We start from the raw sequence: 13,529 nt of genomic DNA on the forward strand, positions 1-13,529 counted from the left end.
CGGATCAGACGATGACGGTCGACGCCTGCAATCTGCACTTGCACTACCAGGGGCGATCGCCCAGTTCGGGTGGCGACTACGGTCTGCTGCCGTACCGGCCGGGCCTGCTGACACTGCAGCGCTGATCGCGGGACCCAGGACCCGGCTCGGGTGTTCCGCAGGCTCGCTGGCAACGGCGTACGCGTCGGGTCGGGTCGGGTGCGCGTGAGCGTGAGGACGGGGCCCGTCATGGACGGGCCCCGTCTGCTGTCCACCGACCGGACCGGGGGATCCGTTCGACAGGTCCCCCGGTCGGGCAGTTTCGACGATCAGCCGAGAGCGCAGGCCGCACCGTTGAGGGTGAAGGCGGCCGGGCTGGCGGTGTTGCCGGTGTGGGTGGCCTGGAAGCCGATGCTGACCGATGCGTTGGGCGCGATGGCGGCGTTGTAGGAGACGTTCCTGGCCGTCACCTGCCCGGAGGCCGGCGAGTAACTCGCGTTCCAGCCCGAGGTGATGCTCTGGCCGCTCGGCAGGGTGAAGACCAGAGACCAGCCGTTGACCGCGGTCGTACCGGTGTTGGTGACGGTGATGCTCTCGGTCAGGCCCGTGTTCCAGGCGTTCACGGTGCTGCTGACCCGGCAGGCGCCGGGGGAGGGCGTCGGAGTGGTCGGTCCCGGCGTCGGTGTCGTCGGTCCGGGGGTCGGGGTTCCGGGCCCCGGCGTCGGCGTGCTCTGGAACTGCGTGAAGAAGGTCCACGTCTCCTGGGGCAGCCAGGCGGCGTTGGAGCCGGAGTCGCGCGGCGTGGGGGTGTGGCCGCCGTCGAAGGCGTACCAGGCGACCGGGTGCCCGGCCGAGCACCCCGAGTAGTGGAACTCGGTGTGCTGCCCGCTGCCCTGTGCCGGCTCGGGCGGGCTCGCCGGGGTGCAGCCGTTGTTCCTGACGAACCTGTCGCGCATCGATCGCCCACCGGAGATGCTCAGCACGTTGTCGGTGAGCCCGTGCGCCTGAAGGTAGGCGATCGGCTGGTTCCCGCCGCTGCACCCGCTGATCACGCCACCCGAGTAGATCGCGACCGCGCGGAACACCTCGGCCCGGGCGCACGCCAGTGCGTAGCTCATCCCGCCGCCGTAGCTGAAGCCGAGGGAGAACAACTGCGCCGTGTCGACGCAGAGGGCGTTGCTGATCGTCTGGATCATGTTGTCGGTGAAGGTCACGTCCTCGCCGCCGGAGTTGGCCCAGCCGTTGTTGAGGCCCTCGGGGGCGACGAAGATCGTGCTGTTGTTCGCCAGCGGCAGAAGCCCGTAGTAGTCCTGGCTGACGACCGAGTTGGCGTTGCCGCCCAACCAGTGGAATCCGAACACCAGTCGGTAGGGGTGGTTGTTGTCGTAGTTGGCGGGGATCCGCAGGACGAAGCTACGGGTCTTCCCGCCGCTCTGGATGGCATGGGTGCCGTTCGACAGCGTCGGTGCCCGGCCGCACCCGGCGCTGGCCGCGAGGATGCCGACGCCGGTGTCCGACGCGGTTGTCCCCGCACCTCCCAGCGTGGCCGCACCCGACGGCAGCGCGGTCGCCACCAGCATCGTGACCGCTACGGCGGCTGCGGCGCCAGACAGCGACAGGAGCGTCGCGCGGCCCCGGCGAGCTGCTCTCTCAATCACCTTTCCTCCTCCAGGTTGCACTCGCGCCGGCCGCACCGGAACACCTCGACTGAACCTTCGGCAACCTGAACCGCGCGGCGCTCACACACCGCGTCCGACCTTGCGCTCCGACGGACCGTAAGGGGAGGTTGAAGAAGGTTCACTGATCGGGGTCGGCGCGGCCGACCCGGCGCGTGTCGATTGCTGTGGCCGTCCGGTCACGGACTCACCGGACGGCTTCCAGTCATGAGCCGGCGTGACCTGCCCGGCCCGTTGCTGCGAGACGGGGTCGGCATGCGCCGACCCCGTTACCCACCGTCGGTCCATCGACCGTTGTAAGTCAATATAAGGTGGGAAGTGACGGCCGTCAATGTAAATGTTGAGCATCGGACGCGGGGTCCTCCGGATCATGGCCTCGGCTGCTGGCTCGCGCGTGAACGCGGCAGGGCCGCCCGGGTGTCGCGGGCCGTGGCGTTGTGGGTTCCGGTGTCCCCGCGCGACAGTTTATTGACGACCGTCAGTCAAGTTGCTAGCTTGCGGCAATGACGACTATCAATGAAAGGAGCGGGCGCCGGCTCCGGACGGCGCTCGTCGCGTTGGCTTCGGCCGCCCTCGCGGCGACCGCCGGGGCCGTGCTCGCCACACCGGCCACGGCGGCCTCCCTGGTCGAGGTGACCAGCTTCGGTGACAACCCGGGCGGCATGCGGATGCACGTCTACGTGCCGGACTCCCGCCCCGGCAACCCGGCGATCGTGGTGGCGATGCACGGCTGTGGCGGCTCGGGTCCCGGGTTCTACTCCGGCAGCGAGTTCGCCTCGCAGGCCGATCGGTACGGCTTCATCGTGATCTACCCGACCGCGACCCAGCAGGCGGGCTTCGGCAACTGTTTCGACGTCTGGTCGGCGGCGGCCAAGCGCCGGGGCGGCGGAAGCGACCCGGTCTCGATCATGTCGATGGTGACGTACGTACAGCGGCAGTACGGCGGCGACCCGAACCGGGTCTACGCGACGGGCAGCTCGTCCGGCGGCATGATGACCAACGCCATGCTCGCGCTCTACCCGGACGTCTTCCGGGCGGGCGCGGCGTTCATGGGGGTGCCGTTCAACTGCTTCGCCAACGCGGCCGACTTCCCACCGCAGAACAGCCAGTGTGTCAACGGGCGGATGGACCGCACCCCCCAGCAGTGGGGCGACGCCGTCCGCCAGGCCTATCCCGGCTACACCGGTGCCCGCCCGCGTATCCAGCTGTGGCACGGCACCAACGACACCCTCGTGCCGTTCCAGCTGCTCCAGGAGGCGGTCGACCAGTGGACCAACGTGCACGGCCTGAGCCTGACGCCGACCTCCACGGACACGCCCCAGGCGAACTGGAACCGGCGGCGCTGGACCAGTGGCGGCGTCTCGGTGATCGAGGCGATCAGTGTCAACGGCGCCGGTCACAGCCTGCCGATGGGCGGCATGGCCCAGGCGGCGGTGCAGTTCTTCGGCCTCGACGGCAGCACACCGACCCCGCCGCCGACCACCGGTACGCCCACCACCTCGCCGAGCGTGCCGCCCACGACCGCCCCACCGACGACCGCCCCACCGACCTCGACCGGCGCCTGCCGGGTCGGCTACACGGCGAACAGCTGGACCGGCGGCTTCACCGCCAACGTGACGGTCGCCAACACCTCGACCACGGCCGTCAACGGCTGGACCGTGCAGTGGAGCTGGCCGGGCAACCAGCAGGTGACGAACGCCTGGAACGCCACGATCAGCCAGTCCGGCGCGCAGGTGACGGCCCGCAACGTCTCGTACAACGCGGCGATCGGGGTCGGCGCGAGTGTCACGTTCGGCTTCCAGGGCACCTACGGCGGAGCGAACCAGGCGCCGACCCAGTTCACGCTCAACGGCGTGGCGTGCGCCCAATGACGGCTCCGACGTCAGTGTCCGCACCGACGACACCGACGTCGGTGTTGGCCTCACCGACCGTGCCGGCCGTGGGGCCGCCGGTCGTCTGACGGAGGTTCAGGCGATCTCGACCAGGCCGGCGCCGAGCACCACGTCGCCGGCCTGGTCCACGCTCTCGAACCGGTATCCGCGCCCCTCCGCCCAGACCCGGGTGCGCAGGGTGTCACCGGGAGCGATCGGCCGGGTGAAGCGGCAGCTCAGCCGCGCCGGCTCGGTCCCGTCGGCCAGCACGGTGCGGCCGGCGACGGCGAGACTGGCCAGACCGTGCACGATGACGCCGGGCAGCCCGGCGCCGCGGGCGAACTCGTCGTCGAGGTGGATCGGGTTGCGGTCGCCGGAGGCGTCGGCGTAGCGGCGCGGCAGGTCGACCGGCAGGGGTACTGTCGCGGTGCGCAGCGGCGGGCCGCTGGGCGCATCGGTCGGCAGGGTGGGGGAGGGGGTGCCCAGCCGCAGGTCGGTCGGTACGCCCCGGTAGAACTCGGTGACGTACTGCTCGTTCAGGAGCGCGCCGCCGGCGTCGTACGTGCGCACCCCGATGGTGGCGACCGTGCCGCTGCGCTTGCCGTGCAGTCCGAGCACGGCGGCGCGGACGGTGACCGTCTCGCCGACCGGCAGCCGGCGATGGAAGAAGATGTCCTGCTGGCCGTGCACGACCCGGGCGCGCAGCCCGGCGGGGGCGGCGGTGCCGGCGACCGTGAAGACCAGCTCCATGGCGGGGACGACGACGTAGACCGGGCTGGGTCCGCCGACGGCTTCGGCGTACGCGGCCACGCCGGCCGGGGTGACGTCGAACGACCGCGGTTCACTCCAGCGGCCGACGGTCGACTCGTCGAACGGCATCAGTCGGTCACCTCCACCACCAGGGCGCCGGCGGTGTCACCGGCCGCGCACCCGGTGAACAGGCCGCGCCCGCCGCCCCTGGCGCGCAGCGCGGCGACGAGTTCGGCCACCGCCCGCAGCCCGGTCGGCCCCTGCGGGTGTCCGTAGACCAGGCTGCAGCCGTACGGGTTCATCCGGTCCAGCGGAAAGTCGGTCTGCCGGGCGAAGTACAGGTCGTTGACGGCGAACGGGTTGTGCGTGGTCACCACGTCGATGTCGGCCAGGTCGAGGCCGGCGTCGGCGAGCGCGGCCCGGGCGGCCGGCAGTGGCGCCCTCGGCATCCGGGCTCGGTCGGTGCGGGCGAAGCCGACCGCGAGCAACCGGGCGACCCCGGTACCGCCGCCGAATTCGCGGGCCCGGTCGACCGTGCTGAGAATCGCCCCGGCGGTGCCGTCGCCGGGATGGGTCTGCGACCCGTAGGTCACGACGCCGTCCGGCCGGACCGGGGAGAGCGCGGCGAGTCCGTCGGCCGTGGTGTCGTGCACGCCGTGGTCGTCGTCGATGACGACGCTGCCGCGCCGGCCCGGCACCTGCACCGGCACCAGGTGGTCGGCGCGTCGGGCGGCGGATGCCCGGTACTGCTCGTGGCGCAGCAGGGTGACCGCGTCGAGCTCCTCCCGGGAGTAGCCCTCCTCGGCGGCGACGTGCTCGGCGGTGTCGAGCATGGACTCGCCGGTGTTCGGGTCGTGCCGCATCGGGTCCAGCACCCAGTGCTCAGTCCGCGGCGCCGCACCCGGGCTGCCCTGGGCCGACCAGACCAGCAGCGGGCCGTTGCTGGTGCGGTCGGCGGCCAGCGCCAGCACGGTACGGTGGGCGCCGAGTTCGACCTGGACGGCGGCGGCCTGCACCACCGCCACCGAGGTGGCACAGGCCTGGGCGATGGTCGGACCGGTGACGCTGTCGAGCCCGAGTCGCGGGGTGATGGTGGTGACCCCGTAGAAGGACGTCGGCTGCGGCACGGTGCTGCCGAAGGCGACCTGACCGATCTCGGAGGGCGGCATTCCGCCCCTGGCCAGCGCCCGGGCGGTCACGTCGACCGCGAGGTCCGGGCTGGACATCTCCGCGAGCGGCCCCTGCCAGCGGCAGAACGGCGAGGACCAGACCAGGTTGACCGGCATCGCCACATCGGAGAGCCGCATCACCGCCTCCGAGTGGTATCGGCGGACTGTCCTTCCCGCCCGGCCGGGGCGAGTTCCGCAGCCAGCACGTCCCGCCAGGTCCGGCGGGCCGTCACCTTGTCGAACTTGCCGGTCGCCGTCATCGGCAGCGCGTCGACGAACCGGACGACGTCGGGCAGCCACCAGCTCGCCACCCGGGGACGCAGATGCGCGACCAGGGCGTCGGCGGAGACCTCGGCGCAGGTGACGACCAGCGCGGCCGGCCGTTCGCCCCAGGTCGGATGCGGTACGGCGATGACCATGGCCTGGGCCACCGCCGGGTGGTCCATCAGGTGGTTCTCCAGCTCGATCGAGCTGATCCACTCGCCGCCCGACTTGACCAGGTCCTTCGCGCGGTCGAGCAGGCGCAGGTAGCCGTCGCCGTCCACGGTCCCGAGGTCGCCGGTACGCAGCCAGCCGTCCCGGAACCGGGCGGTGTTGGCGTCGTCCTCCGGCTCGTGGTACGACTCGGTCACCCACGGCCCGCGTACCTCGATCTCACCGGCGGACCTCCCGTCGTGCGGCAGCACCGCGCCGTCCGGGCCGACCACCCGCAGCTCCACCCCGGCCGTCGGTACCCCCTGGGTGGCGTGCAGGGCCTGCCGGCACTGTTCCGGCTGGTCCTCCAGGTGCCGGCGGACCATGGTCAGATTGCCGGACGGCGACATCTCGGTCATGCCCCAGCCCTGCCGCATGGCGACGCCGCGCCGCTGGTAGCGCTGGATCAGCTCCAGCGGGATCGCCGAGCCGCCGCAGAGGATCCGTTCCAGACTGGCCAGATCCTCCGGGCCCGGGCCGAGCTGGTCGACGGAGAGCCAGAAGGTGGGTACCCCGGCCGCGACGGTCACCCGCTCGTCCCGGAGGAGGCGTACGACGGTGGCCGGGCTGGTGTCCGAACCGGCGAGGACCAGACCGGCCCCGGCCAGCGCCGCCGAGTACGGCATGCCCCAGGACAGGGCGTGGAAGAACGGGGTGAGCGGGAGCACGACGTCGCGTTCCCGGATGGCGAACGAGTCGACGAAGAGGCCGCTCATCGCGTGCAGGGTCAGGGACCGGTGCGAGTACACCACGCCCTTCGGACGGCCGGTGGTGCCGCCGGTGTAGCAGAGGCACGCCGGGCTCCACTCGTCCACCTCCGCCGGCTCGTCCTCCGGGACGCTCGCCAGGAGCTGCTCGTAGTCGAGCGCGTCGGCGAAGTCCGGGTGCGGCTCGCTGCCGTCCGGCAGTACGACACAGTGCCGGACACCGGGGAGCCGGCGCCGGATCGGCGCGAACCGTCCGGTCAGGGATGCCGTCACGAAGATCACCCGATCCTCGGCATGTGCGGCGATCGCCGCCACCTGGTCCGGGTGCAGGCGGGTGTTCAGCGGTTGCAGCACCGCGCCGGCCAGCGGCACGCCGTAGCACAACTCCAGATGGGGCAGCCCGTTGCAGGCGTACGTCCCGACCCGGTCGCCGGGGCGGACGCCGAGGGTGCCCAGCGCGTTGGCCAGCCGGCGTGCCCGGCCGGCCAGCTCGGGCCAGCCGCACTCCGCCCGGCCGGCCGGGGTGTGGCCGACCAGCCGGGCGTGCGGACCCATCGCGGCGGCCCGGCGCAGCACCATCCCGACCGACAGCGGCATCGAGCCCATGGTGCTGCGCACGCGTCAGCCCTCCACCTCGGTACCGGTCAGCAGCGCGCGGAGCCGGTCCGGCCAGGGACTGCTCCGGCCGGTGTCGGCGTCGATCCAGACCACGGTCAGCGTCCCCCGGGCGATCGCGGTCCCGTCCCGGGCCACGGTGAAGGCGTAGCGCAGCGAGGCACGCCCGATGTGCTCCACCGCCAGGGTCGTCTCGGCGGTCTCGCCGAAGTGCAGGGCCGCCAGGTAGTCGACGGTGAGGTTCACCCGGGGCATCCAGCGGGCGTCCGCCGCCGTGATGCCGAGCTGGTCCTGTAGCTCCTTCTCGGCGCTCTCGACGAATCGCAGGACCACGCCGTAGTGCCACCGGTCCGCCGGGTCGGTGTCCGACCACTCCAGGCGACGGCGTACGGCGATCGACGCTGGCTCGGCCATCCCGGTCTCCCCGCTGGTTTCGGTAGCTGGTGTTTCCCGGCGCAAAACCCGGGACCCGACACCGTCGGGCCTGGACCGAGTCTGACTACTTGCATTCCTAGCGTCAAGGCTAGTGTCACATATCGCCCGTTCGACTGGTGTGGGTACGCACCAGCGCGGCGAGGGCCGGGTCGTGTCCCGCGACCACCTGGACCACGCGTTGTTCGGCCAGCCCGGTCAGGCCGTCGTAGAGCTCCACGAAGAGCGTCCGGGCCGCCGCCCGGGGCCACTGCGCCGGCAGCAACTCGGTCGGCAGTTCCGGGTCGAGGCTCGGCATGGTGCGCCACTCGTCCATCAGGGCGGTCCGCGCGACGAGGGCCTCGGCGGTGCCGATCCGGCCGGTGCGCCAGCGGCGCCGGACCGGCTCGTAGGCGGCGAGGATCCGCTCGTACTCCGCGCGGAGGGCGGCCAGGTCCCAGGCGTTGATCGGGTGGCCACCGGTCGGCCCGCCCTCGGCCAGCTCGGCGGTGAAGACGGTGGCCCGGTCGATGTCAAGCTCGGACAGGATCGTGGTCACCTTGGTCACCCGCTCGTGCGGTGAGACCCAGAGCCCGTCGTAGAGCGGAGCGAAACCGTGCCAGCCGAGCCGGGTACGCAGGAGGTGCCGCCGGGACCGGTCGTCCTCGGGCACCGAGAACGCGGCCACGGTCCACCGGCCACTCCACGGCGTCCGCTCGCTGCCGAACGACAGGATGTGGCCACGGCCCTCGGCCAGCACCTCGGCGGCCCGCTCGCTGAGCGCGTACGAGGTGCGCCGGCCGGACTTGGAATGCTCCAGCAGTCCCCGCCGGGCCAGCCTGCTCAGCGCGGCCCGGGCACTGACCTCGGTGATGCCGAACTCGCCGAGCAGTGCGACCAGGGCGGCCGAGGGCAGTGGGGTCCGCTGGCCGTACCAGTAGTCGCCGAGCAACGTCAGCAGCAGGTGTTGCGGACTGCCGCCGGCCTGTACGCGCGGGAGGTCGGCCGGGGGCGACGCGGACTGCATCGACATGCGGCAGACTCTACAGATTCCGCATCGCCCGACAGCCGGCCAGCCCGCTTCGACCGGCGCCGGATGCCGGGCCGGCCGGATCCCTCCGGCCGGCGGCACCGGGGAAGGGCGCCGCTCCGGTGCTGAACATTCGGCATGAATATTGACCGGCGTGCCAAAGATGTCTAGCGTCTCTGGGCAGAGCTGTCCCTCGCGGTGGGAGGCAACCCGTGCGACGTACCACCGTAACCGCCGTCGCGCTCGCCGTGGCGGTCGCCATGGCCGGCTGCGGCGGCGATTCGTCCAGCGGAGACGGCGCCGACCCGATCAGGGTCGGCCAGATCGTCTCCCTGACCGGCAACTACGCACCGCTCGGCACCGAGAACGAGAAGTCCGTGGCGCTCGCGGTCGAGCGGATCAACGCGGCCGGCGGCGTGCTCGGCCGCAGGGTGGAGCTGATCGTCCGCGACGACAAGAGCCAGCCCGACCAGTCGGTACTGGCCTTCAACGACCTCAAGGGCCGCGACGTCGCCGCCGTCATCGGCTCGCCCTTCTCCAACTCGGCCCTGGCGACCATCCCGCTGGTCGACCGGGAGCGGATCCCGTACATCTCGCTCACCCCGGCCGACGAGCAGGTCGACCCGGTGCACCCGTACGTCTTCGTCGTTCCGGCCACCTCGGCGACCTACGCGGACCGCATCCTGCAGTACCTCAGGGCGCAGAACATCACCAGGATCGCCGTCGCGTACGACGGCCGCAGCTCCTACGCCAAGGCCGGCTTCGACGGCACCCGGGAGCAGGCACCCGGCCACGGCGTCACCCTCACCGCCACCCCGGAGTTCCAGACCACCAGCACCGAGTTCTCGGCCGTCTTTAACCAGGTGCGCTCCTCCGGGGCGCAGGCGCTCGTCGTCTGGGCCACCGGCCCGCCCGGCGTGGCGCTGGCCAAGCAGTACGCCACCGCCGGGCTCGACGTGCCGGTGGTCTTCACCGGGGCGCAGGCCAGCCCGCTCTGGCTGGACCCGGTAGGCCCGGCCGCCGAGGGCGCGGTGGTGGCCAGCTCGATCGGCGTGGTCGGCGACACCCTCCCCGCCGGGAAGCAGAGGCAGGCGATCGACGAACTGGCCGACGCGTTCGAGGCCAAGTACGGCTACCCGCCACCCCAGTTCGCCCAGGACGGCTACAGCGGGGTACGGCTGCTCGTCGCCGCGATCGAGAAGGCCGGGGACACCGCCCCGGAGAAGATCCGGGACGCCCTGGAAGGGCTGACCGAGACCACCCCCAACGGCACCTACACCTACAGTGCCACCGACCACGCCGGGCTCACCGCCGACTACATATCCATCAACACGGTGCGGGACGGCGCGTTCGTCCCCACCGACTGGGCGCGGGAGCAGCTCGCCGCGGTGGCGGGCAGGTGACCGAGCCGCTGCTGCGGGTCGCCGGTGTCTCGCACGCCTTCGGCGGGGTGTACGCCGTGCGCGAGGTCGACATCGACGTCGCGCACGGCGAACTGCGGGCCGTGATCGGGCCGAACGGTGCCGGGAAGTCCACCCTGTTCAACCTGGTCGGCGGCCAGTTGGCACTGCGTACCGGCGCGATAGTGCTCGACGGCACCCGGGTCGACCGGCTCGCGGCGCACCGCCGGGCCCGGCTCGGGATCGGCGTCGTCTTCCAAGGCGCCCGGGTCTTCCGCGGCATGACGGCACTGCAGAACGCGATGGTCGGCGCGCACGCCGTCACCCGAGGGGGATTCGCCGGCGCCGTGTTTCGACTGCCGGTGCACCACCGCGAGGAGCGGGAGATCCGCCGGAGCGCCCGGGAGGCGTTGGCCCGGGTCGGCCTCGCCGACTGGGCCGACCGGCCGGCGGAATCGCTGCCGCTGGGGCAGCAGCGCGCCCTCCAGGTGGCCCGCGCGCTCTGCGGCCGGCCCCGCCTGCTCCTGCTCGACGAGCCCGCGGCCGGCCTGCGCGCGGCCGAGCGTGACGCACTGGCCGGACTCTTCGAGGAGCTGAAGGCGGGCGGCCTGACGATGGTGGTCATCGAGCACGACGTCGCCTTCGTGACCCGGCTCGCCGACCGGGTCACCGTGCTCGACCTCGGCCGGGTGATCGCCGAGGGCACCCCGGCCGCGATCCGGGCCGACCCGGCGGTGGTCGCCGCGTACCTCGGGACGGGGGCACCCGCGTGATCGACGTCGTCGACCTCACCGTCCGGTACGGGGCCGCGGTGGCACTGCACGAGGTCAACCTCACCGTGGCGGACGGGGAGATGGTGGCGCTGATCGGCCCCAACGGTGCCGGAAAGTCCACACTGGTCGACACGCTCTCCGGGATCCGGCGCCCGTCCGGTGGCACGGTGACGATCTCCGGTCGGCTGGCCCACGTGCCGGAGGGGCGCCAGGTCTTTCCCGACCTGACCGTCGACGACAACCTCCGGCTCGGCGGCTGGCGCATCCGCAACCGCGACACCGGCCCGATCTACGAGATCCTGCCCGGCCTTGTCCCGCTGCGCCGCCGCCGAGCCGGTCAGCTCTCCGGCGGAGAGCAGCAGATGGTGGCCGTCGGCCGGGCGCTGATGGCCCGACCGGACGTGCTGGCGGTCGACGAGCTCTCCCTCGGCCTTGCCCCGCTCGTCGTCGCCGACCTGGTGCGGCACCTGCGGGAGCTGAACGCCGGGCACGGGCTCGCCGTGCTCCTCATCGAGCAGAACGCCCGGCTCGCCCTCGAACTGTGCAGCCGGGGATATGTGCTGGAGGCGGGCCGGGTCGTCGCCGCCGGGACCGCGGCGGAATTGGCCGCCAGCCCGCGGGTGGTCGACGCCTACCTGGGGGCGGCCCGGTGAGGGAGTTCCTTCAGTACCTGGTCACCGGCGTCGGCGGCGGCTGCGCGTTCGCGCTCGTCGGCAGCGGTCTCGTCGTCGTCCACCGGGTCACCCGGGTGGTCAACTTCGCCCAGGGCTCGTTCGCGGTGATCGCCGCGATGACCGCGTCGACGCTGCTGGCCAGCGGGCTTCCGCACGGCCTGGCCGAGGCCTGTGCCGTGGGAGTCGGTGCCGGTGCAGGGCTGCTGGTCGGGCTGGTCGCGATCGGCAGGCCGGGCACGCCACCCGGCGCTTCACTGATCATCACGCTCGGGCTGGCCGTCTTCGCGTACGCGGTCGAGGTGCTGGTCTGGGGCGACCAGCCTCGGTCGTTCGCCGGGGTACCCGGCGCGGTCGAGTTCGCCGGTGTCCGCTTCCAGGCGCACTATCTGCTCATCATCGGCGTGACGGCGGTCGTCTTCGCCGGCACGGCCGCGCTGTTCGCGCGCACCGACGTGGGGCGGGCGCTGTCGGCCTGCGCCTCCAACCCGTACGCCGCGCGGGTCGTCGGCATCGACGTCGTCCGGATGGGGCTGCTGGCCTTCGGCATCGGTGGTGCGCTCGGCGGGCTCGCCGGGGTGCTCGTCACGCCGATCCAACTCGTCACCTTCGACTACGACGTGACGCTGATCATCGGCGGCTTCGCCGCGGCCGTCTTCGGCGGGCTGATGCGGCCGCTGTACACCCTCGTCGGTGGACTGCTGCTCGGCGTGGCCCAGTCCCTCGTCGCGGGCTACGGCAGTGCCGCGTACCAGATGGAGGTGGCGCTGGTGTTGCTGCTCGCCGGGATGTTGGTGCAGGCGGCGCGGTCACCGGTGGCCGCGCCGGAGCCGACCTGATGGCCCGGCGGGCGCCGGCGGTGGCCGTGGCGGCGGGAACCCTCGTCCTGCCACCCCTGCTGTCCAGCAGCCACCTGACCGTCTACATCCTGCTCGGCCTCGCCGTGACGGTCACCGTCGGGCTGTCGCTGTTGATGGGGTACGCGGGTCAGATCTCCCTCGGACAGGCGTCCTTCTACGCGATCGGCGGCTACACCGCCGGTCTGCTCAGCGTGCACAGCCTGCCGCCGGTGCTCGGACTGCTCGCCGCGCCGCTGGTCTCGGCCGCGTTCGCGGTCGTGGTGGGAGTGCCGCTGCTGCGGCTGCGCGGTCACCACCTGGCCTTCGCCACCCTCGCCATGCAACTGATCCTGCTGTCCGTGCTCGCCCGCGCAGACTGGGCGGGCGGAGCGGTCGGCCTGCAGGACATCCCACGACTGTCGGTCGGCGGCTACGAGTTCGCCGACGACATCTCCTACGCCTATTTGGTCTGGGCCGCCGTCGCACTTGTCCTGCTGGTGGCCCGCAACATCGTCGCCTCCCGTCCCGGTCGTGGTCTGCACGCCCTGTCCAGCAGCGAGACCACCGCAGCGGCCTGCGGCGTACCGGTGGGACGGTACCGGCTCACCGTCTTCGCGCTCTCCGCCGCGTTCGCCGGCCTGGCCGGCGGCATCTACGCCTTCTACCTCGGCTACCTCGCGCCGGGTTCGTTCCCGGTGCTGCTCTCCATCGAGTACGTGGTGATGGCCGTCGTCGGCGGGCTCGGCACCCTGTGGGGCGCCCTCGTCGGCGCCGCCGCGATCGTCCTGCTCGTCCAGGTGCTCAACACGCTCGGCACCCAGCCCGGCATGCCCGGCTACGCGCCGAGCGTGCTGTCCTACGCCGTCTACGCGACGCTGCTGGTGCTGGTGGTGATGTTCCTGCCGCACGGCATCGTGCCCGCGGTGCGCGACCGGTTGACCGGCAGGGCGTCGAGCGGCACGGGGTAGCCCGGCACGATCGTCGCCGAAGGGGCCCGACCGACCGGTAGACCTGGGCCCGGACCTGGGCCTTTCCACAACGCCCCCGCGCCGCCCCCGCTCCGGCGGGCCGGGCTTGTACGAAAAATGTGCGGCGTCCTCACTACATTTGGCAGCCATCCAGTCCCCGAACACCCGCGCCGGATCCGCCGGTAGCGCCGCAGTG

At 72.3% G+C, this 13,529-nt stretch carries 13 protein-coding genes; 7 read left to right on the top strand and 6 right to left on the bottom strand.

All coding sequences use genetic code 11. The features are described 5' to 3' along the window. Positions 1-125: non-reducing end alpha-L-arabinofuranosidase family hydrolase (locus ABNF97_RS34390; protein ID WP_502930576.1), on the top strand; the 125-nt coding region annotated here is incomplete at its 5' end. A 183-nt stretch (positions 126-308) separates the two neighbouring features. Here the strand turns inward: ABNF97_RS34390 and ABNF97_RS31075 are convergent. Beyond that, positions 309-1,559 (bottom strand): CE1 family esterase, encoded by a 1,251-nt coding sequence (locus ABNF97_RS31075; RefSeq protein ID WP_130466084.1) that lies wholly within the window; start codon positions 1,557-1,559, stop codon positions 309-311. 599 nt (positions 1,560-2,158) lie between these two features. Here ABNF97_RS31075 and ABNF97_RS31080 point away from each other — a divergent pair. Further along, the gene (locus ABNF97_RS31080; RefSeq protein ID WP_130463499.1) at positions 2,159-3,526 is read left to right on the top strand and encodes an extracellular catalytic domain type 1 short-chain-length polyhydroxyalkanoate depolymerase; all 1,368 of its coding nucleotides are present in this window, start codon (positions 2,159-2,161) and stop codon (positions 3,524-3,526) included. Positions 3,527-3,622: 96 nt separating this feature from the next. Here ABNF97_RS31080 and ABNF97_RS31085 read toward each other — a convergent pair whose 3' ends face one another. The 5 genes from ABNF97_RS31085 to ABNF97_RS31105 all read right to left on the bottom strand — a co-directional run bounded on the left by ABNF97_RS31085 (position 3,623) and on the right by ABNF97_RS31105 (position 8,685). Further along, on the bottom strand, positions 3,623-4,405 hold the full coding sequence (locus ABNF97_RS31085) for a MaoC/PaaZ C-terminal domain-containing protein (RefSeq protein WP_349340694.1): 783 nt from the start codon (positions 4,403-4,405) through the stop codon (positions 3,623-3,625). Beyond that, complete coding sequence (locus ABNF97_RS31090; RefSeq protein WP_130463497.1) at positions 4,405-5,583, bottom strand: thiolase family protein; 1,179 nt, start codon at positions 5,581-5,583, stop codon at positions 4,405-4,407. Before ABNF97_RS31090 ends, ABNF97_RS31085 begins: the two co-directional genes overlap by 1 nt. Beyond that, positions 5,583-7,244 (bottom strand): long-chain-fatty-acid--CoA ligase, encoded by a 1,662-nt coding sequence (locus ABNF97_RS31095; RefSeq protein WP_349340695.1) that lies wholly within the window; start codon positions 7,242-7,244, stop codon positions 5,583-5,585. The genes ABNF97_RS31090 and ABNF97_RS31095 overlap by 1 nt, the downstream gene beginning before the upstream one ends. Positions 7,245-7,247: 3 nt before the next feature. Beyond that, positions 7,248-7,655 (bottom strand): thioesterase family protein, encoded by a 408-nt coding sequence (locus tag ABNF97_RS31100; protein ID WP_130463495.1) that lies wholly within the window; start codon positions 7,653-7,655, stop codon positions 7,248-7,250. A 115-nt stretch (positions 7,656-7,770) separates the two neighbouring features. After that, positions 7,771-8,685 (bottom strand): PaaX family transcriptional regulator C-terminal domain-containing protein, encoded by a 915-nt coding sequence (locus ABNF97_RS31105; protein WP_207230555.1) that lies wholly within the window; start codon positions 8,683-8,685, stop codon positions 7,771-7,773. Between the two features lie 209 nt (positions 8,686-8,894). Here ABNF97_RS31105 and ABNF97_RS31110 point away from each other — a divergent pair, with 209 nt between their 5' ends. From ABNF97_RS31110 to ABNF97_RS31130, 5 genes are read left to right on the top strand one after another with little or no spacing between them, the layout of a single operon-like run. After that, a complete protein-coding gene (locus ABNF97_RS31110; protein ID WP_349340696.1) occupies positions 8,895-10,085 on the top strand; it encodes an ABC transporter substrate-binding protein in 1,191 nt (396 codons plus the stop codon). Next, the gene (locus tag ABNF97_RS31115; RefSeq protein WP_349340697.1) at positions 10,082-10,855 is read left to right on the top strand and encodes an ABC transporter ATP-binding protein; all 774 of its coding nucleotides are present in this window, start codon (positions 10,082-10,084) and stop codon (positions 10,853-10,855) included. Before ABNF97_RS31110 ends, ABNF97_RS31115 begins: the two co-directional genes overlap by 4 nt. Next, positions 10,852-11,508 (top strand): ABC transporter ATP-binding protein, encoded by a 657-nt coding sequence (locus ABNF97_RS31120; RefSeq protein ID WP_349340698.1) that lies wholly within the window; start codon positions 10,852-10,854, stop codon positions 11,506-11,508. Before ABNF97_RS31115 ends, ABNF97_RS31120 begins: the two co-directional genes overlap by 4 nt. Next, positions 11,505-12,365, top strand: a complete 861-nt coding sequence (locus tag ABNF97_RS31125) for an ABC transporter permease subunit (RefSeq protein WP_130463493.1) — start codon at positions 11,505-11,507, stop codon at positions 12,363-12,365. The genes ABNF97_RS31120 and ABNF97_RS31125 overlap by 4 nt, the downstream gene beginning before the upstream one ends. Beyond that, positions 12,365-13,333 (top strand): branched-chain amino acid ABC transporter permease, encoded by a 969-nt coding sequence (locus tag ABNF97_RS31130; protein ID WP_349340699.1) that lies wholly within the window; start codon positions 12,365-12,367, stop codon positions 13,331-13,333. The genes ABNF97_RS31125 and ABNF97_RS31130 overlap by 1 nt, the downstream gene beginning before the upstream one ends. The last annotated feature ends 196 nt before the right edge of the window (positions 13,334-13,529 follow it).

The sequence above is a fragment of the Plantactinospora sp. B6F1 genome (assembly GCF_040120695.1).
Classification (GTDB): domain Bacteria; phylum Actinomycetota; class Actinomycetes; order Mycobacteriales; family Micromonosporaceae; genus Plantactinospora.